This is a genomic window from Bradyrhizobium sp. Kon56, from assembly GCF_055807635.1.
The window spans coordinates 85,112-110,025 of record NZ_JBVVOU010000010.1; the positions used below are offsets into that span (position 1 = coordinate 85,112).

Here is a 24,914-nt window from a genome sequence, read left to right on the forward strand (position 1 = left end):
GGCTTGTCCCGGCCATCCACGCCTTGCTACGCGGCGCCAAGAACGTGGATGCCCGGGACGAGCCCGGGCATGACGAAAAACAGATGCGCTTATATGTGTGGCGGGCAAACGGGGCGCCCCCTACTGCTTCTTGATCAGGCTCCATTTCGTGATCACGGCCTCGCTCATCTGGCCGGGATCGCTGGCGCAGGCGATCTCGTCGACCTTGACCGAGATCTCCTTGCCGGCGAACGTCTTCAGCTGTGCGGCCTGCGCATCGCCGCTGGGAACGAGCTGGAAGGTTTCGGGTCCGGTCTCGAGATTGCACAGCCCGCTCGGCGGCGGCAGCCGGCGCGGCTCGGAGGTGATCTGGTAGGTCGCAACCCGCTTGCCGACGTTCTTGACGTCGCGCACTTTCATCGTGTTCAGCTCGCCCGACAGCACCTCCCCGGCATTGATCGGCTTGCCGGGCTTCGACGGCGGCGGAGCCCCGTCGTCCTGTTGCGCGGAGATGGCCGGCGTCGCCAGCATCGTCAGCGTCGCGACCAAAGCCCATCGTGTGGCGAAAAGTTTCGTCATGTCGTCCGTTCCGTAAGTCTGGATGGCTAGAACAGGGTGCGCTGCCGCATCGCGGCCGATAGCGTACCTTCATCGAGATAATCAAGCTCGCCGCCGACCGGCACACCATGGGCGAGCCGGGTTACTTTTACGTTGGCGTCCTGAAGCAGGTCGGTGATGTAGTGTGCCGTGGTCTGGCCGTCGACGGTGGCATTCAGCGCCAGGATGACCTCATGCACCTGCGCCTCATGCGCGCGCGCGACCAGCGCCTCGATGGTGAGGTCCTGCGGGCCCACGCCGTCGAGCGGCGACAATGTCGCGCCCAGCACGTGATAGCGCCCTTGAGTGGCATTGGCCCGCTCCAGCGCCCAGAGATCGGCAACGTCGGCGACGACGACGATGATCGAGGGGTCGCGCCTCGGATCGGTGCAGACCGTGCAGGGACTTTGCGTGTCGATGTTGCCGCAGGTCTTACAGACCTGGACCTTCTCGAGTGCGACCTGCATGGCCGAGGACAGCGGTATCATCAGCGCTTCGCGCTTCTTGATCAGATGCAACGCGGCGCGCCGCGCCGAGCGCGGACCGAGGCCCGGCAGCCGCGCGAGAAGCTGGACCAGCCGCTCGATTTCAGGACCCGCAACAGCGCCCATCCTACTGGCCGAACAGCCCCGACAGCCCCGGCGGCAGGCCGAGCCCGCCGGTGAGCGACTGCATCTTCTCCTGCATGGCGGCTTCCGCCTTGCGGCGGGCCTCGCCGAACGCGGTGACGAGCAGATCCTCGAGCACCTCGCGCTCTTCCGCCTTCATCAGCGAAGGATCGATCTTGACGCCCTTGACGTCCATCTTCGCGGTCATGCGCACGGCGACGAGACCGCCGCCGGAGATGCCCTCGACCTCGACGTTGGCGAGCTGGTCCTGCATCTCCTGCATCTTGGATTGCAGCTGCTGCGCCTGCTTCATCATGCCGAAAATATCGACCATCGGTGTTGTCCTTGGAAAATTGGCTCTAGAGATCGTCGCCGTCGGAACCGTCGGGCGGATCGTCACTGCCATAGTCGGCGTTAATATCGGATTCCGGCGCCTCGGGGGCAAGCCTGCGGACCTCGACGACCTTCGCACCCGGAAACCGCGACAGCACCTCGCGCACGCGCGGATCGGCCTCGGCGGTGCGCGCACGTTCCTGCTTGGCCGCCTGGCTCACCGAGCGCAGCGTCGGCTGGCCCGGCTCGTTGGAGACGATCACGGTCCAGCGGCGCCCGGTCCAGAGCTCGAATTTTCGCGCGAGATCGGAAATCATGGTCTTGGAGGCGTTTGGCTCGAGCGCGACTTCCAGCCGGCCCTCCTCGAAACGAACGAGGCGCATGTCGCCTTCGAGCGCGCCCTTGGTCAGGAGGTCGCGCTTCTGCCCGGCCAGGGCAACGAGCTGGGTGAAGCTCGTGACGCGCAACACGGGCGCGGCAGCTTGCGGATCCGGCGCGGGCGTTGCCATCTGCGGACGGGCACCACCGCCGCCGAACGAGGACGGTGACGAATTCGGCATGCGAACGGGAGCCGCGGACGCCACCGGCCCGGCCGGCGCGTTGTGCGCGGCACTGCCGCCGCTCAGGACCGACGAGCCGACGCCGCCGTTCTGCTCCAGCATCTTGATCGCTTCGTCCGGCGTCGGCAGGTCGGCGACATAGGCGATGCGCACCAGCACCATCTCGGCGGCTGCGGCGGGCCGCGTCGCGGCCTGCACCTCGGTGATGCCCTTGAGCAGCATCTGCCACATCCGCGACAGCACGCGCATCGAGATCTTCGAGGCGAAATCGCGCGCGCGCACGCGCTCGGTCTCGCCATAGGCGACGTTGTCGGCGGTCGCCGGCACGATCTTCACGCGGGTGACGAAATTGACGAATTCGGCGAGATCCGAGAGCACGACGATCGGATCGGCGCCGACGTCGTACTGGTCGCGGAACTCCCTAAACGCGGACGCGATGTCGCCGCGCGCCAGAGAATCGAAAAGATCGATGACACGGGTGCGGTCGGCGAGCCCCAGCATCTGCCTGACGGCATCGGCCTTCACGGTGCCTGCCGCATGCGCGATCGCCTGATCGAGCAGCGAGAGCGAATCGCGCACCGAGCCTTCCGCGGCGCGCGCGATGATACCGAGTGCTTCGGGCTCGATCTCGACGTTTTCCTTGGCCGCGATATTGGCGAGATGCTTCATCAGCACGTCGGCCTCGACGCGGCGCAGGTCAAAACGCTGGCAGCGCGACAGCACCGTGACCGGAACCTTGCGGATCTCAGTCGTTGCGAACACGAACTTGGCGTGCTCCGGCGGTTCCTCCAGCGTCTTCAGGAAGGCGTTGAACGCCGCCGTCGACAGCATGTGGACTTCGTCGATGATGTAGACCTTGTAGCGGGCGCTGGCCGGCGCGTAGCGGACGCTGTCATTGATCTGACGGACGTCGTCGACGCCGGTGTGCGAGGCCGCGTCCATCTCCAGCACGTCCATGTGCCGGCTTTCCATGATGGCCTGGCAATGCACGCCGAGCGTCGGCATCTGGACCGTCGGGCCCTTCACCGAGCCATCCGGCATCTCGTAGTTGAGCGCGCGGGCAAGGATGCGCGCAGTGGTGGTCTTGCCGACCCCGCGGACGCCGGTGAGGATCCAGGCCTGCGGAATGCGACCGGTCTCGAATGCATTTGAGACGGTGCGGACCACGGCTTCCTGGCCGATCAGATCGTCGAATGAGGAAGGACGGTATTTCCGCGCCAGCACCCGGTAGGGCGTGCTGGCCCGGCCGGCGCTTTCAGGGTTGGGAGGGGCGCCAGCGTCGGTCATCGGTCGATCCGCAATGAAGTGTCTTTCGGCCGGCTTTGCGGAAAGGAGCGCGCTGGCGGCCCGAGCCGCCGGCGCAATTCGCTCGGAAAAAACAGGTAGGAGACTGACGAGCGACCCGATCCGGACCTCGTTAGGGCTGCTTCCTTCCGGACCTGACCCGGTTGGCGAGTGGCTCGTCCACCGCCAATCTCCCGGCCCCTATTTGGGGCCAAAAGGACCGGAAAGCAAGCGGGTATCGGCTTGAACAGGCGCGGCTTCATGGTGGCTTGCCCAGCATCCGGGCAATTCCTGGTCTGCCCAGCCGATAGGCTGTGCTTTCACTGCCGGAGGCGCCTTGGTAAGAACGCTGCCGGAACTTCTTCCAACAGAAAAGCGATTGATCCCAATGGTTACACGTCGTGATGTTGCATCGATTGTCGGACTTGGCGCGATTGGCGCGGCGACGCTGGCCTCCCCTGCCGTGGCGCAGACCGCCGATACCAACGAATCGACCTTCGCCCGCATCCGCCGCACCAAGAAGATGCGGATCGGCGCGGTCGGCGGCGGCGCGCCCTATTACATGAAGGATCTTTCGACCGGCCAGTGGAAAGGCTTTTACGTCGACATCGCCAAGGCGCTCGCCGAGGACATGGAGGCCGAGCTCGAGATCACCGAGACCACCTGGGGCAATTCGGTGCTCGACCTCCAGTCCAACAAGATCGACATCTTCTTCGGCCTCAACCCGACCCCGAAGCGCGCGCTGGTGGTCGACTTCTCGGTGCCGGTCTTCAACAACGCCTTCGGCATCCTCTGCAAGAAGGACTTCAAGCCGAAGAGCTGGGCCGAGCTGAACTCGCCCGACGTCAAGATCGCGGTCGACCAGGGCTCCTCGCACGACCAGGTCGTGAGCCGCCTGACGCCGAAGGCGCAGATCTCGCGGCTGAAGACCGCCGACGACGCCACCGCCGCGCTCCAGACCGGCCGCGTCGACGCGCAGTGCCTGATCACCATGCTGTCGCTCACGGTGCTGAAGAAAAATCCCTCGCTGGGCCAGTTCGTGCTGCCGACGCCGATCTTTGCTACCACGTCGAACGCCGGCTTCCGCCGCGAGACCGACAAGACCTGGCGCGACTACGTCAACACCTGGATCGACTTCAACAAAGGCCTCGGCTTCATTCGCAACGCCATCATCACCAACATGGAGCTGGTGGGCGTGACCGAGGCGGACATTCCGCCGGGCGTTTCGCTGTAGTCTTCCACTGTCATTCCGGGGCGCCCAAAGGGCGAACCCGGAATCTCGAGATTCCGGGCTCGATGCTTCGCATCGCTCCGGACGACAATGCCGGCGGTCAAGGCGTTCGACGAGTAACACACGCATGTATCAGTGGGACTTCGGCATCCTCTGGAGCTATCGCTGGCTCTTTCTCAACGGGCTCGGCGTCACCGTAGGCTTCACCGTGGTCATCGTCGTGCTTGGCCTCGTCTTCGGCCTGTTCGGCGCGTTCGGCACCCTGTCGCGCTTTCGCGCGGTGCGCCTGCTCGCGCTCACCTTCATCGAGGCGTTCCGCTGCACGCCGATCCTGGTGCAGCTGATCTGGTTCTATTACGCGCTGCCGATCCTGGCGGGTGTCGAGATGACCCCAATCACGGCGTCGGCGCTGGCGCTGTCGCTCTATGGCGGCTCGTTCTATTCGGAGATCATCCGCGGCGGCATCATCTCGATCGACCGCGGCCAGTCCGAAGCCGGTGCCGCGCTCGGTATGACCCCGGGACAGAGCATGCGGCGCATCGTGCTGCCGCAGGCGATCAAGCGCATGATCCCGGCGCTGATGAACCAGTCGATCATCCAGTTCAAGAACACCTCGCTGGTCTCGGTGCTGGCGGTGCCTGATCTGGTCTATCAGAGCCAGGTCGCCGCCCATGACAGCTACCGTCCGCTGGAAACCTACACCGCCGTCGCGGTCGCCTATGCGGCGATCCTGATCCCCCTGACCATCATGGTCCGGCGCGGCGAGAAGCGACTGGCGGTCGGCGAATGAGCGACACCTCTTCCAAGATCGAGATCCGGGCGCTGCGCAAAAGCTTTGGCAGCAACGAGGTTTTGAAGAGCATCAGCCTGGATGTCGCGAAGGGCGGCGTCGTGGCGCTGATCGGCCCGTCCGGCTCCGGCAAGTCGACGCTGCTCCGCTGCATCAACCTCCTGGTGACGCCCGACGGCGGCAGCGTTCGCGTCGGCGACACCCGCTTTTCGTTCGGCGAGGGTACGAAGCTCCCCGATGTGAAGACGCTGGCCAAATTCCGTACCACCACCGGCATGGTGTTCCAGCATTTCAATCTGTTCCCGCACATGACGACGCTGCAGAACGTGATGGAGGGACCGGTCACGGTGCGGCGCATGGCCAAAGCGGACGCCGAGAAGCTGGCGCGGGCCCAACTCACGAAGGTGGGCCTTGCAGAGAAGGCCGACCAATATCCGGCAACGCTCTCCGGCGGACAGAAGCAGCGCGTCGCGATTGCGCGGGCGCTCGCCATGGAGCCGGACGTGATGCTGTTCGACGAGGTCACCTCCGCGCTCGATCCCGAGCTTGTCGGCGAGGTCTTGAACGTCATGCAGCAGCTGGCGTCGGAGGGCATGACCATGGTGATCGTCACCCACGAGATCGCCTTTGCCCGCGAAGTCGCCGACCGTCTGATCTTCATGCGCGACGGCGTCGTGGTCGAGGAAGGCCCGGCGCGACAGGTGATCGACAATCCGCAGGAAGGAGCGACGCGCGCGTTCCTCAGCCATTTCCACCGCACCGGCGCGCTGCCGCCGGTTACAACGGCATCGTGATGTCCGAAATCGATCGCGTCTATCTTGTCACCGGCGCCGCCAGCGGCATCGGCCGCGCCACCGCAAAACTGCTCGCGGGGCCCGGCACTGCGCTGCTGCTGCACACGCGCTCCAACGCAGCCGGCCTCGACGCCACGGCGGCGGAAGCCGAAGCGCAAGGCGCGATCGTCGCAAAATGCCTCGGCGATCTCGCCGAGGAGACCGCGGCCACCGACACCGTCGCCGCTACGCAACGTGCCTTCGGCCGGCTCGACGGATTGATCCTGATCGGCGGCCATGCCCGGCGCGGCAGCGCCATCGGTACGCCGGCGGATCAGTTCCGCAAGGCAATGGACGAGTCGGCGCTGGCGTTCACACGGTTGGTGGACGCCGCGCTGCCGCTGCTGCGTGCAGGGCGAGATTCGCGGATCGTGGCGGTGTCGTCGTTCGTCGCTCACGCGATCCGGCCGGAGTTCGCGCCCTTTGCAGCGACGGCCGCGAGCCGCTCCGCGCTCGAAGCGCTGGTGCGGCTCACCGCAGTCGAGCTCGCCAGGGAGGGCATCACCGTCAACGCCGTCGCGCCGGGCCTGATCGTCAAGGACAAGCCCAGCGAAAGCCGGCTTACACCCGAGCAGATCGCCGCGACCGAGACGCTGATCCCGATGGGCCGCCGCGGGCGACCGGAGGAAGTCGCCGAGATCATCGCCTTCCTGGCATCCCCAAAAGCATCCTACGTCACCGGCCAGGTCTGGCACGTCAATGGAGGCCTGACATGACCGAAGCCACCATCGAACGTCTCAGGCTGTTCCTGATCGAGAGCCCGATCAAGATGGCGCGCCTCCAGGGCGTCGGCAACGTCAAGGGTACGGTGAAGCGCGTGCTGCTGGAGCTCACGTCGAGCGACGGCGTGATCGGCTGGGGCGAGGCGGCACCATGGGAAGTGTTCACGGGAACGCCGGAAGCGGCGTTCGCCGCGCTCGACATCTATTTGCGGCCAATCGTGCTCGGCAAGTCGGTGCGCCGCATCCGCGCGCTGATGGCCGAGCTCGATCGTGCGCTGGTCGGACATGCCGAAGCCAAGGTCGCGATCGAGATGGCGCTGCTCGACATCGTCGGCAAGTCGTCGGGACTTTCGGTCGCCGACCTGCTCGGCGGGCGCGTACGCGACACGATCCCGCTGTCGTTCTCGATCGCCGATCCGGATTTCGCCGCCGATCTCGAACGCATGCGGAAGATGGTTCCGGACGGCAATTTGATCTACAAGGTCAAGACCGGCGTGAAGCCGCATCGCGAGGATCTCGATCATCTCGCGGCGATCCGGAAAGAATTCGGCGACAAGGTCGATCTACGCGTCGATTACAACCAGGCGCTGGCGCCGTTCGGCGCCATCAAAATCCTGCGCGATATCGAGCAGTTTGCGCCGACCTTCATCGAGCAGCCGGTGCCGCGCAAATTTCTCGACGTGATGGCGCAGCTCACCGCGGCGCTGGAAACGCCGGTGCTCGCCGACGAAAGCTGTTTCGACCGCCGCGACATGATGGAGGTGGTGCGCCGCGAGGCGGCAGATGCCGTCTCGATCAAGCTGATGAAGGCCGGCGGCCTGTTCGAGGCGCAGGCGATCATGGCGATCGCTGACATCGCGGGCCTGCCCGGCTATGGCGGCACGCTGTGGGAGGGCGGCATCGGGCTTGCCGCCGGCACGCAGCTGATCGCCGCGACGCCGGGCATCTCGCTCGGCTGCGAATTCTACATGCCGCATCATGTGCTGACCGAGGACGTGCTGGAAGAGCGCGTCGCCAATCGCGGCGGCCACGTCGTGGTGCCGGACGGTGCCGGCCTCGGCATCCGCGTCAGCGAAGCCTCGGTCCGCGCCAATGCGCGGGTGTTGGCGGAGGGGTAAAGGCACGCCCCCACGTCGTCCTGGCGAAAGCCAGGACCCATTGCCCTAAAGAGAAGTTGCGGCACGAGGTCGGTAACCCCGAAATCTTCGCCAAACCCAATCCGATGGTAATGGGTCCTGGATCGGCGCTGCGCTTGTCCAGGACGACGATCGCGTATGCCGCCTCTGCGGAGCGCCATCCTTCCCCAATCAGATTCCGTATCGTATGGTCGCAGCAAATATTCAGGGGTTCCGCCCCGCCATGCCCGATCCCATCGGGCCATCCGGAAACTTTTATGTCCGAACCCGCCTGGTCGCTGCACTCCCGCCTGAAAGAGGACACTATCGACATCGGCGATTTGCCGCTGTGCAAGGTCTTGGTCATCAAGGACGCGCATTATCCCTGGCTGCTGCTGGTGCCGCGACGCGCCGACGCGGTGGAGATCATCGACCTCGACGAGGTGCAGCAGGCGCAATTGATGACGGAGATCTCCCGCGTCTCGCGCGCGCTGAAGGAGATCACCCAATGCGACAAGCTCAACATCGCGGCACTCGGCAACCTCGTGCCGCAGCTTCACGTCCACATCATCGCGCGCCGCACCAGTGACGCCGCCTGGCCGCGGCCGGTCTGGGGCGTGATGCAGCCCTTGGCGCACGACGCCACCGAGGTGCAGAGTTTCATCAGCGCGCTTCGCCGCAAGATCTGGTTGGGCTGAAAGAACAAGAAATGTCAGCATTCGACTCGTTTCCACTGGGACAACCCGCCTTCGTCACCAACATTCTCGACCGCGCCGCGCATCTGCGCCGCGACGACGAAAAGCTGTTCGCGATGGAGCAGAAGCCGTCGTCGCGCGCCTATGTGGTCTATCGCGACTCACTGCTGGTGAAGCGCGAGGGCGACAAAGTGCGCGCGCTGCTCGGAATCGACGAGGCGTTGAAATGCGGCGCCAATCCCGGCACGATCTTCTTAGGCTTGCGCGGCGGCGCCGCGATGTTCGGGATGGGCCTGTCGCAGGCCGCGTCCGAGAAGCTGATCGGGCGCGAGGACTACGCCCTCAGCGAGCTGCGCGGCATGGCGATGCAGGGCGCGGTGCCGCCGGAGGAGCTGTCGGCGATCGCGATGGCGAAGTCGATGGTGAGCTGGCATCAGCGCCACGGCTATTGCGCCAATTGCGGCACGCGTACCGCGATGAAGGAAGGCGGCTGGAAGCGGGAGTGCCCGAGTTGCAAGGCCGAGCATTTCCCGCGCACCGACCCTGTCGTGATCATGCACGTCGCCGCCGGCGACAAATGCCTGCTCGGCCGCCAGAAGCAGTTTCCGCCGGGCATGTATTCCTGCCTCGCCGGCTTCGTCGAGGCCGCCGAAACCATCGAGGACGCGGTGCGCCGCGAGATTTTCGAAGAATCCGGGATTCGCTGCACCGAGGTGCAATATTACATGACCCAGCCCTGGCCCTATCCGTCGTCGCTGATGATCGGGTGCAGCGCGCGGGCGGTGAGCGAGGACATCGTCGTCGATCACTCCGAGTTGGAGGATGCGCGCTGGTTCACGCGCGAGGAGGCGGCCTTGATGCTGACGCGGACGCATCCTGACGGGCTCGCCGGCCCGCATCCGTTTGCGATTGCGCATCACCTGCTCGGCCGCTGGGTGCACGACAAGAGCTGAGACGGAGATGGCTGCACCAGGGATCGCGCCGCGCATCCTCTGCATCGGCATTCCCGTGCGCGACCTGACCTTTCGTGTCGAAACCGTGCCCGCGCGCGGCAGCAAGGCGAATGCCAGGCATCTCGCGGAGATTTGCGGCGGCAACGCACTCAATGCCGCGATCGCTATCGCTCGGCTTGGTGGCCGCGTCGCGTTCGCAGGTCCGATGGGCGATGCGCAGGAGACGTCGAGCGGCTTCATTCTCGACCGCATGACATCCGAAAATATCGACACAAGCCATATCGTGCGCATACCTGATGCGAGCACGCCCGTCTCTGCCATCATCATTGACGCGACGGGCGAGCGAACGCTCACGATCTATCGCGATCCGGCCCTGTGGACAGTCGAGCTGCCCGACGCCGACAAGCTGCTCGCCGATTGCCGGGCGGTTCTCGTCGAAAGCCGCTGCGCCGCGTTCGCAACTTCGCTCTGCACCGAGGCACGCCGGCGCGGCATTGCCGTCATCGTCGGCGTCGACCGCGCGATGTCGTTGCAGGACAGCCTGCTCACGGCCGCCTCACATCTGCTGTTCGCCAGTGACCAGTTGCAGGAGACAGCCGGCATCCCCGATGACGGCGCGGCATTGAAGCGCCTGGCCGCGCTCACGCCCGCCTTCCTCGCCGCCACCCGCGGTCCGTATGGCACGATCTGGCTGAACGAGACCGGCGCATTGGAGCAGACGCCGGCCTTCCCGGTTCAGGCCGTCGATACGCTCGGCGCCGGCGACGTCTTCCATGGCGCCTTCACGCTTCGCTTCGCCGAAGGTGGCGGCGTGCGGCAGGCGCTGCGATTCGCCGCGGCCGCCGCGGCGCTGAAATGCACCCGTCATGGTGGCGGCCTGGCCGCCCCGCAACGCGTTGAAGTTGAAGAGCTTTTGAGCACGTCGCCGGCGGCGACGTTGGAGCGGGCGCCAAGATTATAGACTTGCTATAGAAAGATTTTCTCTATATCAGGGAAAACGTCCCTTGAAATGGAACAAAGTTCTTCAAATGACCGATCTCGCCGTCCCACTCCCCGAGACCAGCCGCCGCCTCGACGCCATCGACCGCAAGATTCTGATGGTGCTGCAGGACGATGCCTCCCTCTCCGTCGCCGAGATTGGCGACCGCGTCGGCCTGTCCTCGACCCCCTGCTGGAAGCGCATCCAGCGCTTGGAGGCCGACGGCGTGATTACCAAGCGGGTGGCGCTGGTCGACCAGAACAAGATCGGGCTCGGCATCTCCGTGTTCGTGTCGGTCGAGAGCTCCGACCATTCCGACGCCTGGCTCAAGAGGTTCGCCGACGCCGTCAGCGCCATGCCTGAGGTGATGGAGTTCTATCGCATGGCCGGCGACGTCGATTACATGCTGCGCGTCGTCGTCGCGGACATGCAGGCCTATGACGTGTTCTACAAGAAACTGATCAGCGCCGTGCCGCTGAAGAACGTCACCTCGCGCTTCGCGATGGAGAAGATCAAGTCGGTCACCGCGCTGCCGATCCCGGCTGTGGTTGCGGCTTAAGGCTCACCACACGCAAACTGTCGTCGCCCGGCTTGACCGGGCGATCCAGTATTCCAGAGACGATGATGGGGTACGGATAAGCCGCGGCGTACTGGATGCCCCGGTCAAGCCGGGCATGACAGCAGGTGAGACTAGCCTCGCGCCTCAAATCTTCTGATTGTACTCGCCGACTTCGGGATGGGTGCGCAGCACGCTGTTCACCATCTCGAACATGTCGTGCATGCGCTGCTCGGAGACCGGGCTCTCGACCACGACAACGAGCTCGGGCTTGTTGGAGGAGGCCCGCACCAGGCCCCAGCTGCCGTCCTCGACCGTGACGCGGACGCCGTTGACGGTGACGAGATCGCGGATCGACTGGCCGCCGATCTTGGCGCCATTGGCCTGCAAGGCCTCGAAGTGCTTTACCACCTTGTCGATGACGCCGTATTTGGTCTCGTCGGCGCAATGCGGCGACATCGTCGGCGACGACCAGGTCTTCGGCAGCGCGTTCTTGAGATCGGCCATCGACTTGCCGGGGGCGCGGTCAAGCATATCGCAGATCGCCAGCGCCGAGACGAGACCGTCGTCATAGCCGCGTCCATAAGGCTTGTTGAAGAAGAAGTGGCCGGACTTCTCGAAGCCGGCGAGCGCACCCGTCTCATGGGTGCGGCGCTTCATGTAGGAATGGCCGGTCTTCCAATAGGTGGTTTTTGCACCCTGCTTCTGCAGCACCGGATCGGTGATGAACAGGCCGGTCGACTTCACGTCGACGATGAACTGCGCGTCCTTGTGGATCGCGGACATGTCGCGCGCCAGCATCACGCCGACCTTGTCGGCAAAGATCTCCTCGCCGGTGTTGTCGACGACGCCGCAGCGATCGCCGTCGCCATCGAAGCCGAGACCCACATCGGCCTTGTGCTGCAGCACCGCGTCGCGGATCGCGTGCAGCATCTCCATGTCTTCGGGGTTCGGATTGTATTTCGGGAAGGTGTGGTCGAGCTCGGTGTCGAGCGGGATCACCTCGCAGCCGATCGCCTCCAGCACCTGCGGCGCGAATGCGCCGGCGGTACCGTTGCCGCAGGCCGCGACGACCTTGAGCTTGCGCTTGAGCTTCGGGCGGCTGGTGAGATCGGCGATGTAGCGCGCCGGATAATTCTCGTGGAATTGATAGGAGCCGCCGGCCTTGTTCTTGAACTCGGCGCCCAGCACGATCTCCTTCAGCCGCGTCATCTCGTCGGGACCGAAGGTCAGCGGGCGGTTGGCGCCCATCTTCACGCCGGTCCAGCCATTGTCGTTGTGTGAGGCCGTGACCATGGCGCAGCAGGGCACGTCGAGGTCGAACTGCGCGAAATAGGCCATCGGCGTCACCGCGAGCCCAATGTCGTGCACCTTGCAGCCTGCTGCCATCAGGCCGGAGATCAGCGCATATTTGATCGAGGCCGAATAGCCGCGGAAATCATGACCGGTGACGATCTCCTGGCTGACGCCGAGTTCTGCGATCAGCGCGCCCAGCCCCATGCCGAGCGCCTGGATTCCCATCAGGTTGATTTCCTTCTGGAACAGCCAGCGCGCGTCGTATTCGCGAAAGCCCGTGGCCTTCACCATCGGCTCGGATTCGAAGGCATAGGTGTTGGGCAGCAACACGGATTTCGGCTTGGGGAACATTGAGACGGTCTCGTGAAAAAGAGCCAGGATTTGATGCAGCCTTAGCGAATGCCGGGCTGCAGCGGAAGGCGGGAATGGCAGCTTATGGATGATAATTGCGGCAGTTTGGTAACGGGGAAATCTGTCCGCGAGAGCGATCGAAATAGAGATTTTCTTTAAATATGTGTCGCCGTCGCCTTTGGGAGGACCTTTACTGCTCCAGCACCATCTGACCGTTGGCGTATTCGAAGCGCCTGAGGCGGGAGAGGAAGGAGAGACCGAGCAGGTTCTCGGACAGTGCTTCGTCGGGCAGCACCATGGCATCGACGTCGCGCACGATTAGGCCGCCGACATCGAGCATGGCGATGCGAGTGCGCGCGGCCTTGATGGTGCCGTTGGCGGTGGAGACGGTGGCGTTGTAATCGCTGCGCGAGGGACGCAGGCCGAAGCGGGCGGCCGAGGTCTCGTTCAGCGCGACCACGGAGGCGCCGGTGTCGACCATGAAGCCGATGCGCTGGCCTTCGATCCGGCCCTCGGTTTGGAAGTGGCCGCGGCCGTCGCGGGGGATGTTGAGGCTGCGGCCGCCGGCCGCCGCGGTGGACGCGACTGCGACCGTACGCGGCACCGACGTCGCCGAGGCGGAGCTCATCCTGTCCGCCATCTGCGCCATGAAGGTGCCGAGGCCGATCATGATCGCCGCGAAGATCATTATGTTACGCATCACACCACTCGAAGCCGAAGCTCGATTTCACCACGCGGAAGGCCGCTCCGCGAGCGACGCTGCGGCCAGAGCGGTGCTATTTTGACGAAAAGGATGAGCGGACGGTTAATGCGCCGGTGTCGCGGATACGACATATGCTCATCCTGAGGTGCCCGCGAAGCGCGGGTCTCGAAGGGCCCGGCCACCAGCGGGGCCGTCATCCTTCGAGACGCTTGCTACGCAAGCTCGTCAGGATGAGGAATTGGCAACGGCGCCTGGGACTAGAACGGGCTCACCGAGAAATACCGCAGCCACAGATCGGTGTAGCGGCCCTTCTCCCAGACGCGGAACATCGCCCAGTTCAGGGCCTGGCGCAGCACGTCGTTGCCCTTGCGCACGGCGATGCCAATGCCCTCGCCGAAGAAACGGCTCTCGACGAAGGGGCCGCCGGAGAAGGCGCAGCAATCGCCGGAATCCGTGCCGTTGATCCAGAACGCGAGCGCGATGGCGTCGCCGAAGATGAAATCGACCTCGCCCTTGCGCAAGGCGCCGCGCATAGCGTCGTCGTTGGGATAGGGGTGCAGCTCGGCGTCGGTGAACAGGGCCTTGAGATAGGCCTCATGCGCGGAGCCGGAGATGACGCCGACCTTCTTGCCTTCGAGATATTCGGGCCGGATCTCCGGCATCACCGCGTCCTTGCGCGAAGCAAAGCGCGCAGGCACGCGGTAATAGGGATCGGTGAAGTCGACCCGGGCGCGGAGCTGCGGACTCACCGCCATCGAGGCGATGATGGCATCGCCCCGGTTGGAGGAGAGCGCATCGACCAGCGTCTCGAAGCGCCGCATCTGCACCGTGCAAGTGACCTTGATCTCCTCGCACAGCGCACGCGCGAAGTCGACGTTGAAGCCGGCCGGATTGCCGTCGGCGCCGGTGTAATTGAACGGCGGATAGTCGGTCTCGGTCAGGAAACGGATCACGGTCAGGCGCGACAGGTCCGGCCGCTCTGGCCGCCGCCGCGGGTCCCAGAAACCCGGCACCGCCTGCGGGGCGGCTTGCGGCGCGACCTGAGGTGAGGCTTGCGGCGCCGTTGGGGGCTGCTTGGCCGGGGCCTGCGCCTGCGCGGACGGCGCAGCAGCGAGCGCGCAGACGCCGACGACCAGCCCGGTCAGCAAGCCACGGGCGGATTTGGACGATTTCGCCTGTTGCGATGGAGCCATCGGCTGAAATGAACGATTTTCGTTGGGATCGGAGGGCCTTATAGCCCATCCGGCCGGGAACGCGAGCGCGGATTGCGGTCAATAGGGGAGCCTACAGATACCGCTTCAACTCCCCTGCGGCTTCTTCCGGCGTGCGCTTCAGGTTGAACGGCGAGACGAAGCGGCCGTCGCGATCCATCAGATAGATCAGCGCCGTGTGGTCCATGGTGTAGTCGCCGTCCTTGGTCGGGACCTTCTTGGCATAGACCCGGTAGGAGGTGATCACCTTGGCGGTCTCGGCAGGATCGCCGCTCAGCCCTTCGAGGTGCGGGTCGAAGCTCGACAGATAATCCTTCATCGCGGCCGGCGTATCGCGCTCGGGATCGACCGAGATGAAGACGGCATTGACCTTGTCGGCGTCCTTGCCCATCGCGCGCAGCACTTCCGAGATCTCGAACAGCGAGGTTGGGCAGACGTCGGGACAATGGGTGTAGCCGAAGAAGATCAGGGTCGGCTTGCCCTTGAGGTTCTTGTCGGTGACGGTCTTGCCGTTCTGGTCGGTGAGCTGGAACGGGCCGCCGATCGCGGCCGGCTGCGCCACCTTGCCGACCCCGCCCATGGCCCAGAATACGATCAGCAGCCCGAGGACGAGGCTTGCGGCGAAGGCGGTCGCGATCACCAGCGGACGGGCGGTAGGGCTCATGAGCGGAAAACTTCCTGTCGCGTGTCAGAAGCAGGCGGCAAGACCGGTCCTGATCATTTCGAAGAACACCTGGCTGCCGTAGTGGAACCAGAGCGCGAGCGCGCCGAGCACGACCAGGCCGCCGACGCCAGCACCTGCCAACAGCAGCACGACCGGCGTCCGGCCGGCAGTGGGCGAATTGTCCGATACAGGATGGGCGGGGTGCAGTGGTTGAGCCATGACAACGATCGGGGTGAAGGGTTCCCTGCCTTTCAAATAGGCGCTGGGACGGGGCCGGGCAAGCGCGGCGGGCGGGCTGGAGAACTTGTGATACGGAGGTTCTCCGTCATGCCCGGGCTTGCGCGGCCGAAGCCGCTTCCGCGAGGCGAAGGCCCGGGCATCCACGTGATTCTCGCCCGGGCCAAAAACGTGGATGGCCGGGACATAGGCGAGCGAAAGCGACGCCCGGCTATGACGAGAATTCAGGGTTGAACGGAAGCAACGACGGCGCGGCCTACCGCGACGATGGCTTGTTGGCCGAGGCCTGCGCGTCGAGGTAGCAAGGCTTGTACATAGCCTGGAGCTGCCGGCCCTTCAGGAAGAGCATATGCGGGGTGAGGCCGCCGCGCTGATTGATCCAGCGCTTCACCTGCGAGGGATACATCGCATAGAGCATCTGGGTCGCTTCGGTATTGGTGACGGCGCGGCCGTTGCTGCCGAAATCCCACGCGGCGTGGAAGCCCAGTGTGGCGTGCGACGTCACGCAGATGCGGTCAGGCGGGATGGCGCCGAGGACGATGGTGCAGGCAGAGGCGCAGAGACCGTCGATGATGACGGTATCGCCCGACTGTCGCAGGTCCTGGTATTTGTCGACGTAGGTTCCGATCCGGCCGCCGCGGTCATCCGCGATCCGAACCACCGCGTGAGAAGCGCCCATGCTCGCGATCAGGAGAACCGCCGCAAGCAACCCCGTCAGAAACTTCATTGGCCCCCGCCCCAGTCGAATTCGAATCTGTGTGTCAGGTGGTGATGCCCTGCTAGGGTCCGTCGTAACCGCGGTTTTGTCTAGGCATGCCGGCTCGCTCAAAACAAATTCAAATCCAGTGTTGCGCCGGCGCTGCACTCAGCCGGTCTTTTTCCCGAAGTGGAACAAGTTAACGATGTCTTACGCGCCGTCCTCTTGATCTCAGTTGCAACCGCCGGCTTCAATCCGGGCAACTACAGGGAGGAACCTGTGGAGGGCGAAACACATGGAGGGGGAAACATATGGCCGAACAGATGGCTGAAGAGACTGACGTCATCGTTGTCGGCGCAGGACTGTCGGGCCTGGTGGCCGCAACCGAGATCGCGGACGCCGGCAAGCGCGTAATCGTGGTCGACCAGGAGGGCGAGCAGTCGCTCGGCGGCCAGGCGTTCTGGTCGTTCGGCGGATTGTTCCTGGTCGATTCGCCGGAGCAGCGCCGGCTCGGCATCAAGGACTCCTTCGACCTCGCGATGCAGGACTGGCTCGGCACCGCCGGCTTCGACCGCGACGAGGATTTCTGGCCGCGGCAATGGGCCGAAGCCTATGTGGCGTTCGCGGCCGGCGAGAAGCGTGCATGGCTGCGAGCGATGGGACATCGCATTTTCCCCGTGGTCGGATGGGCCGAGCGCGGTGGCTATGACGCGATGGGCCACGGCAATTCGGTGCCGCGCTTTCATGTCACCTGGGGCACCGGGCCCGGCATCGTCGAGCCGTTCGAGCGCCGCGCGCGCGAGGCGGTCAGAAGCGGCCGGCTGAGCTTTCGGTTCCGCCATCGCGTCGATGCGCTCTCGATCACCAACGGTACGGTGGATGGCGTCGGCGGCGCCATTCTCGCCCCCGACAATGTCGAGCGCGGCAAGAGTTCGTCGCGCAATGTTGTCGGCGAGTTTGCGTTGAAGGCCCAAGCCGTGATCGTGGCGTCCGGCGGCATCGGCGGCAATCACGAGCTGGTGCGGCAGAACTGGCCGAAGCGACTCGGCGCGCCGCCGAAATTCATGATCTCCGGCGTGCCCGAGCATGTCGACGGCCGCATGATCGGCATCACCGAGAAGGCAGGCGCGCGGCTGATCAACCGCGACCGCATGTGGCATTATGTCGAAGGCATCCAGAACTGGTCACCGATCTGGCCGCGCCACGGCATCCGCATCCTGCCCGGCCCCTCCTCGATGTGGTTCGACGCCACCGGCACGCGCCTGCCGGCGCCGTTGTTTCCCGGCTCCGACACGCTCGGCCAGCTCCAATACATCATGTCCACCGGCTACGATTATTCCTGGTTCATCCTGACCCAGAGCATCATCAAGAAGGAGTTTGCGCTGTCGGGCTCGGAGCAGAATCCCGACCTCACCGGCAAGAGCTGGCGCATGACCATCAAGCGCGCCACCAACAAGGGCGCGCCGGCGCCGGTGGAAGCGTTCAAAAGCCATGGTGTCGACTTCATCGTGCGCGACAAGATCGAGGATCTCGTTGCGGCCATGAACAAGCTGGCCGGCAGCGACCTCCTCAAGCTCGAGCACATCAGGATGCAGATCGAGGCGCGCGACCGAGAGATCGCCAACCCTTACGTCAAGGATGCGCAGGTGATGAACATTCACAATGCGCGGCGCTATATCGGCGACAGACTGATCCGCACCGCCTCCCCTCACCGCATCCTCGATCCCGCGCAAGGGCCGCTGATCGCGGTCAAGCTCAACATCCTCACCCGCAAGACGCTCGGCGGTTTCGAGACCGACCTCTCTTCGCGCGTGTTCGGCGAGGAGGGCAGCGTCATCCCCGGCCTCTATGCAGCCGGCGAAGCCGCCGGCTTCGGCGGCGGCGGCGTGCACGGCTATCGTTCGCTGGAAGGCACGTTCCTCGGCGGCTGCCTGTTCTCGGGCCGCAATGCGGGCCGGGCCGCGGCGAAGGCCGTGGGCTAGATGATGCGGCCGCGGCTGCGCATCGGGGCGTTTGTTGCGGCATTAGCCGCTGCCTCGGCTGCGTCCGCGGATACGATCGATATTGACGGTGTGAAGCGGTCCTACACTGTGCAACTGCCGTCGAAGCGGCTCGTGCCGCTCGTCGTCCTGCTGCACGGCAAGACGCAGCGCGGCGCCGACATGATGACGCGGACGGCGTGGCCGCAGGTCGCAAAGCGCGAAGGGTTTGCGGTGGTCTTTCCTGATGGCCTCAACCACGCATGGGCCGATGCGAGGACCAAGGCGGGACCGGCGCTCCGTGGCCCGCCCGCAGGCACCGACGACGTCGCCTTCATCGCAAAGCTCGTCGAGAAGCTGGTGGCGAACGGCACCGCCGATCCTCGCCGCGTCTATGTCACCGGCATCTCCAATGGCGGCGCCATGGCAATGACGCTGGTCTGCGCCCGCGCCGATCTGTTTGCTGCCGGCGCGAGCGTGAGCATGAACCTCACTGATGAGACCGCTGTCACGTGCCATCCGTCGCGGCCGTTGCCGATGCTGCTGATGAACGGCACCGCCGATCCGCTGGTCCCCTACGAAGGCGGCCGCGGATCGAGCTATTATGCCGCAGACAGTTTTTGGTCCACCGACGAGACGCTTGCGTTCTGGCGCAAGCTCAACGGCTGCGAGACCGATAATGCCGACATGACCGATTTGCCCGACAGGGCGCCAGCAGACCAGTCCACGGTGACGCGGATCTCCTCGCGCTGTCCTGAAGGGCACGACGTCGTGCTTTATCGCATCAATCAAGGCGGTCATCGCATGCCCGGATTTTCTCCGGATGCCCGCTTCCCGAAGGTCGCCGCCAGCTTGCTCGGGTCGCAGAACGGCGACATCGACGCAGCCGAAACGATCTGGACGTTCTTCGGCCAGTTTCCCTGAAGTGCAACTCAGGCATCGCCGATGACGCATGCGTGCCTGGCAACGCATGCGTGCCCGGCAACGCATGCGTGCCTGGGGTGGCACAGGGCAAGCCGCTGCGCTAGACAGGGCCGCCATTCAAAGGAGACCCCCAATGAGCATTCAGCGTCTTGAAACCGGCCCGCGCATGAGCCAGGTCGTCGTGCACGGTAACACAGTCTATCTCGCCGGTGTCGTCGCCAACAACGCCGCCGGCGAAAGCGTGACGAAGCAGACCCAGGACATTCTGGCGACTATCGACAGCCATCTCGCCAAGGCCGGCACCGACAAGTCCAAACTTCTTTCGGCCACGATCTACATCACCGACATGAAGACGTTTGGCGAGATGAACGCGGTGTGGGACGCCTGGGTCTCGCCCGGCAACACGCCGGCACGCGCCACCGTCGAAGCCAAGCTCGCGGCGGCACAATACACCGTCGAAATCATGGTCGCGGCGGCCAAGTAAGTTCGCGACAAACATTTGCGCGCGCTTGTCGGCGCATGATCCGATCGGGAAACCGCTTCACACTTTCCCGCATCATGCGCATGACCTCCGAGGTAATCGATCAGCGCGCGCAAACCTTCGATAATCATGTCAGCCGAACGACACGGCGCCATCGAAGGAGACGACAATGACCGATCCCATCACCATCGCCCGCCGCTACATCGATCTCTGGAACGAACGTGCAGCTGACCGCCGGCGCGAACTGCTGAGCCAGAACTGGACGGCGGATGCGAGCTATGTCGATCCCCTGATGAAGGGCGACGGCCATGACGGCGTCGATGCGCTGATCGCAGGCGTGCAGCAGCGCTTCCCCGATTTCAAGTTCAAGCTGATCGGCGAGCCCAACGGCTACGGCGACCATGTCCGCTTCAGTTGGGGCCTTGGTCCTGATGGCATCGACAGCCCGATCAAGGGGACGGATTTCGCCGTGCTGAAGGACGGCCGTATCAGGAGCATCACGGGATTTCTGGACCAGGTGCCCGCCGGCACGTGAGCGCGCGCTGCTCGTTGCTGCGCCCTCTCCCCCGGTAAGGGAGAGGGCACACTTTCGTTCGTCGCACAGGCGCTAGTTATTCGCGCTCGCGGAATCGTCCATCGCCTTGAAGGCTTCCTCCAGCTGCAGCGAGATCGGCACGTTCAGCCGTTCGCCGGTCGGAAGCCGTGCGGTGAACCATTTGTTGTAGAGCGGGACGAGGTCGTGGTTGGAGCCGAGCTTGCGGAAAGTGCGATCGACCACCGCCGCCAGTTGCGGTTCGCCCTTGCGGAACATGATGCCGTAGGGGTCGTAGGACAGGTAATCGCCGGTGACGCGGAACTTGTCCTGCGCCTTGTGACGCACGATCAGGCTGGACAGCAGGATGTCGTCGGTCGCGAACGCATCGGCCTTGCCGTCGACGAGCATCTGGTATGACTGTTCGTGATCGGCACCGACAACGATGGTCAGTCCCAACGATGACTTCTTGTCGGCCGCCTGGATCGCCTGCTCGTTGGTGGTGCCCTTCGTCACCACGACGGTCTTGCCCTTCAGATCAGTCAGTGACTGGACGCTGGACGCCTTCGGCACCATCAGCTTGGTGCCGGCGACGAACATCAGCGGCGAGAAGGCGACGCGCTTGCCGCGCTCGGCATTGGCCGTGGTCGAGCCGCATTCCAGGTCGATCTTGTTCTGGAGCACGGCGTCGATGCGGTCATCGGAGGTGACCTTGACGTAGGCGATCTTCAGATTGGGATCGTCGACCTCGACGCCGATCTCCTCGACAATAGCCTCGCAAAGCTCGAGGCTGTAGCCGATCGGCCGGTTGGCCTGGTCGAGGAAGGAGAACGGCGGCGAGCTCTCGCGATAGCCGAGGCGCACGGTGTGCGCGGTCTTGATCGCCGACAGCGTCGGGCTAAGCCCTTCGCTGCCACCGGTCTGGGCGGAGGCACCCGTGGCCAGCAGGCACGCTGCCAGCAACAGGCCGCCCGATATCGCCATTGAAAGGCGCATGATGCACTCCGATCAATGGCCGGCCATCGCAGGCACTTCGCCGGGGATCATGTCCCCCGGCACGGCATCGCCAGGTTCAAGCTCGTGCTCGGGCCCGAGCTCGCCTTCCCACTTGGCCACGACCGAGGTCGCGAGCGTGTTGCCGATCACGTTGGTGGCGCTGCGGCCCATGTCGAGGAAGGTGTCGATGCCCATGATCATCAACAGCCCCGCCTCGGGGATGCCGAACTGCGAGAGCGTCGAGGCGATCACCACGAGGGAGGCGCGCGGCACGCCGGCCACGCCCTTCGAGGTGATCATCAGCGTTGCCAGCATCGCGAGCTGGGTGCCGAGCGGCATGTCGATGTGATAGCTCTGCGCGATGAAGACGCTCGCGAAGGTGCAGTACATCATCGTGCCGTCGAGATTGAAGGAATAGCCGAGCGGCAGCACGAAGCTCGATATCCGCGACGAGGCGCCGAACTTGTTCAACCCCTCCAGAGTTTTCGGATACGCCGCTTCCGAGCTCGCGGTGGAGAACGCGATCATCAGCGGTTCGCGGATCAGCTTCAGCAGATGGGCGTAGCGCGGCCCGATCACGATGAAGCCCACGACCACCAGGATGCCCCACAGGAGCGCGAGCGAGAGATAGAAGCCACCCATGAAGACGATGAGCTTCCAGAGCACTAGCAGGCCGTTCTTGGCAACCGTCGCGGTGATGGCGGCCCAGACCGCGAACGGCGCGAACAGCATCACATAGCCCGTCACCTTGAGCATGATGTGGCCGATGTCGTCGATCAGCGCCAGGATCGGCTTGGAGCGCTCGGGCATCGAGCCCATCGCCACCGAGAAGAACACGGCGAAGATCACGATCTGCAGGATCTCGTTCTGCGCCATCGCATCCGCGATCGAGGTCGGGATCAGATGGGTCAGGAATTTTTCGATCGAGAAGGCGGAAACCGGCAGGCCGGTCGACTGCGCCTTGTCAGGCAGCGTACCCGGGAAATTCGCGCCGGGCTGGAGCAGATTGACCATCACGAGGCCGAGCATCAGCGAGACGAAAGAGGCGCTGACGAACCAGCCCATGGTCTTGGCGAAGATGCGGCCGAGCTTGGAGCCCGAGCCCATATGAGCAATGCCGCCGACCAGGGTCGCAAATACCAGCGGCGCGATGATCATCTTGATCAGGCGCAGGAAAATCACGGCGATCAGGTTGATGGACGAGGCCCAGTCGCCCCGCGTGTCGGGCAGGAAATTGTAGATCGCCGCGCCCATGATGATGCCGAGCACCATCGCCACCAGAATGAATTGCGTAAACCTGTTCGACATTGAACACCCCCGCTACACCGACCGCTTCATGATGTCGCAGATATGACGACTGCGCAACACGCTTGGCGTGCGATCGTCGGGCGGATGTTCCCGTTGCGAAACTGGCGCCCGCGATCTAGCCTTCATGCAGCGCACAACGAAAGCGGCTTGCACGTTTTTCTTGCGGCCGCTGCATCAATAATCGTCAAACGACCGAGGGGAAACATCATGAGCGGCAGCGTCAATCGTCAGATTCTTCTGGTGGAAAAGCCCAGCGGCAAGCTCGGTCCCGAGCACTTCAAGCTGGTCGAAGGTGCGGTGCCCGAGCCGAAGGACGGCGAGGCCTTGCTGCGCGTGCGTTACATCTCGCTCGACGCCGCCAACCGCGCCTGGATGCACGGCGCGACCTATCGTTCAGCGGTGGAGGCCAACAGCGTGATGGCCGGCGGCGCCATCGCCGAGGTCATCAGCTCGAAGGCGCCGGAGCTTGCGCCGGGCGACATCGTGTTCGGCGACACCGGCTGGCAGGAGTTGGCGACAGTGCCCGCCAAGCATCTCACCAAGATGCCGAAGCTCGAGCCGATGACGCATCTGCTCAGCGTGTTCGGCATTGCCGGCCTCACCGCCTATTTCGGCCTGCTGGAGATCGGCAAGCCCAGAGAGGGCGAGACGGTCGTGGTCTCCGCGGCCGCGGGCTCGGTCGGCTCGATCGTCGGGCAAATCGCGAAGATCAAGGGATGCCGGGTCATCGGCATCGCCGGCGGCGCCGACAAGTGCAGCTGGCTGACCTCCGAACTCGGCTTCGATGCCGCCGTCGACTACAAGGACGGCGCGGTGTTCAAGGCGTTGCGCGCGGCGGCTCCGAAGGGCATCGATGTCTATTTCGACAATGTCGGCGGCGACATTCTCGAAGCCTGCCTGCCGCAGATGAACAATTACGGCCGCATCGCCTGCTGCGGTGCGATCTCGCAATATGACGGCGCGCCCTCGGCACACGGCCCGCGCGGCGTGCCCGGCCTGATCGTGGTGAAGCGGCTCGTCATGCAAGGCTTCATCGTGATGGACTACATGAAAGAGAGTCAGCGAGCGCTCGCCGACCTCCAGGCCTGGGTCACATCCGGCAAGCTGAAGGTGCAGGAGGACATCATCGACGGCCTCGAGAACACGCCGAAGGCGCTGATCGGATTGCTGGCGGGCGAGAACCGCGGCAAGCGCATGATCAAGCTCTGACGACGTAGTTACGTCGCAATTGCAAAGCCAATATCTACTTGCGGTAGAGGTCGCGGCCGCCAATGATGTCGCGCGCGGCATCACCCGCGACGATTGTTTGCATCACATTTGAAAAAATTGTCGGCGTTGCCGACAGGGCAGGAATTACTCGGATGTTCAACACGTTGAAACATGCGTCGGCACGCGGGGCGTTGCTGGCGGCGGCTCTCTTCGCAACTGCAGCAGGCGCATTCGCACAAGCGCCGACCGAGGCGCAGAAGAGCGCGATCCGCTCCGCATGCCGCTCGGATTTCATGGCGCACTGCGCGAGCGTCACGCCCGGCGGCGTGGAAGCCTATCAATGCCTGCAGAAGAACATGTCCAGCCTGTCCTCGGGATGCCAAACCGCGGTTCGCGCCGTCGAGCCTGCTGCGGCGCCGAAGACCGAGGCTGCACCCAAAGAGGCTCCACCCAAGGCGGAGGCCGCGCCTGCCGCGCCGAAGGCTGAAACCGCCCCCGCCGCAAAGCCGGCATCTGGAGCAGCGCCGAAGGCCGCGGCAGCCAAACAGCCGAGCAGCGCGCAGGTCGCTGCCGTCAAGAGCGCGTGCCGCGCCGATTATCCCAAGGTGTGCGCCAGCGTGCCGCCAGGCGGCGCGCCTGCGCTCGAATGCCTCGAGAAGAACAAGGCAAAGGTTTCGCCGGCCTGCGAGAAGGCCGTGAGCGCCGCGGCGGGCGGCGGTGGCACGGCAGCAACGGCGGCACCTCCGGGCGCGGCTCCCGCGGCGGCGGCAGCACCGGCAGCCGCGCCCGCCGTGATCGCGTTGCGCCCGCTGCGGCCGCGCGAAGAGCTGTTCATCGTCCGCTCCGCCTGCGGTGCCGACATCCGCACGCTGTGCGCCGGCGTAGCGCCTGGCGGCGGCCGCATCGTGCAGTGCATCGCCAGCAACGCCGCGTCGCTGTCACCTGCCTGCAAGGACGTGCTGGCGCCGTTCGCGGCACGCTAGAGAAGCGTGCCATCCGGCGGTCCGCTGCACCACCGTGCTCGTGGGCGGCGTACGGGTGAAGCGCTGCGTCTGACGGGGCGGATGGCCAAGCCGCCACGGTTTGGCTAT

The 24,914-nt window shown here is 64.7% G+C and carries 28 protein-coding genes and 1 other RNA gene; 15 read left to right on the plus strand and 14 right to left on the minus strand.

Features of this window, described 5'->3' with window-relative positions; translation table 11 throughout:
- Positions 1–120 precede the first annotated feature (120 nt).
- The 5 genes from AC0L3B_RS18130 to ffs all read right to left on the minus strand — a co-directional run bounded on the left by AC0L3B_RS18130 (position 121) and on the right by ffs (position 3,556).
- Entirely contained in the window at positions 121–558 is a 438-nt protein-coding gene (locus AC0L3B_RS18130; protein WP_007597700.1) for a hypothetical protein, read from the minus strand.
- A gap of 26 nt (positions 559–584) precedes the next feature.
- On the minus strand, positions 585–1,187 hold the full coding sequence (gene recR / locus AC0L3B_RS18135; protein WP_018453017.1) for a recombination mediator RecR: 603 nt from the start codon (positions 1,185–1,187) through the stop codon (positions 585–587).
- Position 1,188: 1 nt separating this feature from the next.
- On the minus strand, positions 1,189–1,518 hold the full coding sequence (locus AC0L3B_RS18140) for a YbaB/EbfC family nucleoid-associated protein (RefSeq protein ID WP_007597704.1): 330 nt from the start codon (positions 1,516–1,518) through the stop codon (positions 1,189–1,191).
- Between the two features lie 25 nt (positions 1,519–1,543).
- On the minus strand, positions 1,544–3,364 hold the full coding sequence (locus AC0L3B_RS18145; RefSeq protein WP_085354356.1) for a DNA polymerase III subunit gamma/tau: 1,821 nt from the start codon (positions 3,362–3,364) through the stop codon (positions 1,544–1,546).
- A 95-nt stretch (positions 3,365–3,459) separates the two neighbouring features.
- Positions 3,460–3,556, minus strand: an RNA gene (gene ffs / locus AC0L3B_RS18150) — signal recognition particle sRNA small type.
- 193 nt (positions 3,557–3,749) lie between these two features.
- On the opposite strand from ffs, the gene AC0L3B_RS18155 reads away from it, so the two are divergent.
- From AC0L3B_RS18155 to AC0L3B_RS18195, 9 genes are all read left to right on the plus strand, one after another.
- Positions 3,750–4,595: a transporter substrate-binding domain-containing protein gene (locus AC0L3B_RS18155; RefSeq protein WP_204512757.1), complete on the plus strand. Its 846-nt coding sequence runs from the start codon at positions 3,750–3,752 to the stop codon at positions 4,593–4,595.
- Between the two features lie 124 nt (positions 4,596–4,719).
- Positions 4,720–5,382 carry an amino acid ABC transporter permease gene (locus AC0L3B_RS18160; protein WP_018453014.1) on the plus strand — a complete coding sequence of 221 codons (663 nt, stop codon included), beginning with the start codon at positions 4,720–4,722 and terminating at the stop codon, positions 5,380–5,382.
- Positions 5,379–6,176, plus strand: coding sequence for an amino acid ABC transporter ATP-binding protein (locus AC0L3B_RS18165; RefSeq protein WP_018453013.1), 798 nt, complete (start codon positions 5,379–5,381; stop codon positions 6,174–6,176). Before AC0L3B_RS18160 ends, AC0L3B_RS18165 begins: the two co-directional genes overlap by 4 nt.
- Positions 6,176–6,931, plus strand: a complete 756-nt coding sequence (locus AC0L3B_RS18170; RefSeq protein ID WP_018453012.1) for an SDR family NAD(P)-dependent oxidoreductase — start codon at positions 6,176–6,178, stop codon at positions 6,929–6,931. The genes AC0L3B_RS18165 and AC0L3B_RS18170 overlap by 1 nt, the downstream gene beginning before the upstream one ends.
- Positions 6,928–8,055 carry a muconate cycloisomerase family protein gene (locus AC0L3B_RS18175; protein WP_018453011.1) on the plus strand — a complete coding sequence of 376 codons (1,128 nt, stop codon included), beginning with the start codon at positions 6,928–6,930 and terminating at the stop codon, positions 8,053–8,055. The genes AC0L3B_RS18170 and AC0L3B_RS18175 overlap by 4 nt, the downstream gene beginning before the upstream one ends.
- A 275-nt stretch (positions 8,056–8,330) precedes the next feature.
- Positions 8,331–8,750, plus strand: coding sequence for an HIT domain-containing protein (locus AC0L3B_RS18180; RefSeq protein WP_018453010.1), 420 nt, complete (start codon positions 8,331–8,333; stop codon positions 8,748–8,750).
- An 11-nt stretch (positions 8,751–8,761) separates the two neighbouring features.
- Positions 8,762–9,700 (plus strand): NAD(+) diphosphatase, encoded by a 939-nt coding sequence (nudC, locus tag AC0L3B_RS18185; protein ID WP_473380848.1) that lies wholly within the window; start codon positions 8,762–8,764, stop codon positions 9,698–9,700.
- 7 nt (positions 9,701–9,707) lie between these two features.
- Entirely contained in the window at positions 9,708–10,661 is a 954-nt protein-coding gene (locus tag AC0L3B_RS18190) for a sugar kinase (RefSeq protein ID WP_473380849.1), read from the plus strand.
- A 67-nt stretch (positions 10,662–10,728) separates the two neighbouring features.
- Positions 10,729–11,238 carry an Lrp/AsnC family transcriptional regulator gene (locus tag AC0L3B_RS18195; RefSeq protein ID WP_018453007.1) on the plus strand — a complete coding sequence of 170 codons (510 nt, stop codon included), beginning with the start codon at positions 10,729–10,731 and terminating at the stop codon, positions 11,236–11,238.
- A 144-nt stretch (positions 11,239–11,382) separates the two neighbouring features.
- Here the strand turns inward: AC0L3B_RS18195 and AC0L3B_RS18200 are convergent, their stop codons facing one another.
- The 6 genes from AC0L3B_RS18200 to AC0L3B_RS18225 all read right to left on the minus strand — a co-directional run bounded on the left by AC0L3B_RS18200 (position 11,383) and on the right by AC0L3B_RS18225 (position 16,424).
- On the minus strand, positions 11,383–12,882 hold the full coding sequence (locus tag AC0L3B_RS18200) for a phosphomannomutase/phosphoglucomutase (RefSeq protein WP_204512762.1): 1,500 nt from the start codon (positions 12,880–12,882) through the stop codon (positions 11,383–11,385).
- Positions 12,883–13,072: 190 nt separating this feature from the next.
- Positions 13,073–13,582 carry a TIGR02281 family clan AA aspartic protease gene (locus tag AC0L3B_RS18205; RefSeq protein ID WP_026232438.1) on the minus strand — a complete coding sequence of 170 codons (510 nt, stop codon included), beginning with the start codon at positions 13,580–13,582 and terminating at the stop codon, positions 13,073–13,075.
- A gap of 260 nt (positions 13,583–13,842) precedes the next feature.
- On the minus strand, positions 13,843–14,778 hold the full coding sequence (locus tag AC0L3B_RS18210) for a transporter substrate-binding domain-containing protein (RefSeq protein ID WP_085351597.1): 936 nt from the start codon (positions 14,776–14,778) through the stop codon (positions 13,843–13,845).
- A 91-nt stretch (positions 14,779–14,869) separates the two neighbouring features.
- Positions 14,870–15,460, minus strand: coding sequence for an SCO family protein (locus AC0L3B_RS18215; protein ID WP_018453003.1), 591 nt, complete (start codon positions 15,458–15,460; stop codon positions 14,870–14,872).
- A gap of 24 nt (positions 15,461–15,484) precedes the next feature.
- A complete protein-coding gene (locus AC0L3B_RS18220; protein WP_085351669.1) occupies positions 15,485–15,679 on the minus strand; it encodes a hypothetical protein in 195 nt (64 codons plus the stop codon).
- A gap of 274 nt (positions 15,680–15,953) precedes the next feature.
- Entirely contained in the window at positions 15,954–16,424 is a 471-nt protein-coding gene (locus AC0L3B_RS18225) for a Clp protease/crotonase-like domain-containing protein (protein ID WP_018453000.1), read from the minus strand.
- Positions 16,425–16,717: 293 nt separating this feature from the next.
- On the opposite strand from AC0L3B_RS18225, the gene AC0L3B_RS18230 reads away from it, so the two are divergent.
- From AC0L3B_RS18230 to AC0L3B_RS18245, 4 genes are all read left to right on the plus strand, one after another.
- Positions 16,718–18,376, plus strand: coding sequence for an FAD-binding dehydrogenase (locus AC0L3B_RS18230; RefSeq protein ID WP_204514025.1), 1,659 nt, complete (start codon positions 16,718–16,720; stop codon positions 18,374–18,376).
- Entirely contained in the window at positions 18,377–19,297 is a 921-nt protein-coding gene (locus tag AC0L3B_RS18235) for an extracellular catalytic domain type 1 short-chain-length polyhydroxyalkanoate depolymerase (RefSeq protein WP_473380850.1), read from the plus strand.
- 133 nt (positions 19,298–19,430) lie between these two features.
- Entirely contained in the window at positions 19,431–19,781 is a 351-nt protein-coding gene (locus AC0L3B_RS18240; RefSeq protein WP_473380851.1) for a RidA family protein, read from the plus strand.
- 166 nt (positions 19,782–19,947) lie between these two features.
- The gene (locus AC0L3B_RS18245; RefSeq protein WP_018452997.1) at positions 19,948–20,313 is read left to right on the plus strand and encodes a nuclear transport factor 2 family protein; all 366 of its coding nucleotides are present in this window, start codon (positions 19,948–19,950) and stop codon (positions 20,311–20,313) included.
- 72 nt (positions 20,314–20,385) lie between these two features.
- Here AC0L3B_RS18245 and AC0L3B_RS18250 read toward each other — a convergent pair whose 3' ends face one another.
- Complete coding sequence (locus tag AC0L3B_RS18250) at positions 20,386–21,306, minus strand: amino acid ABC transporter substrate-binding protein (RefSeq protein ID WP_026232434.1); 921 nt, start codon at positions 21,304–21,306, stop codon at positions 20,386–20,388.
- A 12-nt stretch (positions 21,307–21,318) separates the two neighbouring features.
- Positions 21,319–22,614 carry a dicarboxylate/amino acid:cation symporter gene (locus tag AC0L3B_RS18255; protein WP_027569994.1) on the minus strand — a complete coding sequence of 432 codons (1,296 nt, stop codon included), beginning with the start codon at positions 22,612–22,614 and terminating at the stop codon, positions 21,319–21,321.
- 207 nt (positions 22,615–22,821) lie between these two features.
- Here AC0L3B_RS18255 and AC0L3B_RS18260 point away from each other — a divergent pair, with 207 nt between their 5' ends.
- Positions 22,822–23,823: an NADP-dependent oxidoreductase gene (locus AC0L3B_RS18260; protein ID WP_473380852.1), complete on the plus strand. Its 1,002-nt coding sequence runs from the start codon at positions 22,822–22,824 to the stop codon at positions 23,821–23,823.
- Positions 23,824–23,857: 34 nt separating this feature from the next.
- Here the strand turns inward: AC0L3B_RS18260 and AC0L3B_RS18265 are convergent, their stop codons facing one another.
- Positions 23,858–24,118: a hypothetical protein gene (locus AC0L3B_RS18265; RefSeq protein WP_473380853.1), complete on the minus strand. Its 261-nt coding sequence runs from the start codon at positions 24,116–24,118 to the stop codon at positions 23,858–23,860.
- On the opposite strand from AC0L3B_RS18265, the gene AC0L3B_RS18270 reads away from it, so the two are divergent.
- Entirely contained in the window at positions 24,117–24,806 is a 690-nt protein-coding gene (locus tag AC0L3B_RS18270) for a cysteine rich repeat-containing protein (protein ID WP_247820935.1), read from the plus strand. The two genes, AC0L3B_RS18265 and AC0L3B_RS18270, sit on opposite strands and share 2 nt — an antisense overlap.
- Positions 24,807–24,914 lie beyond the last annotated feature (108 nt).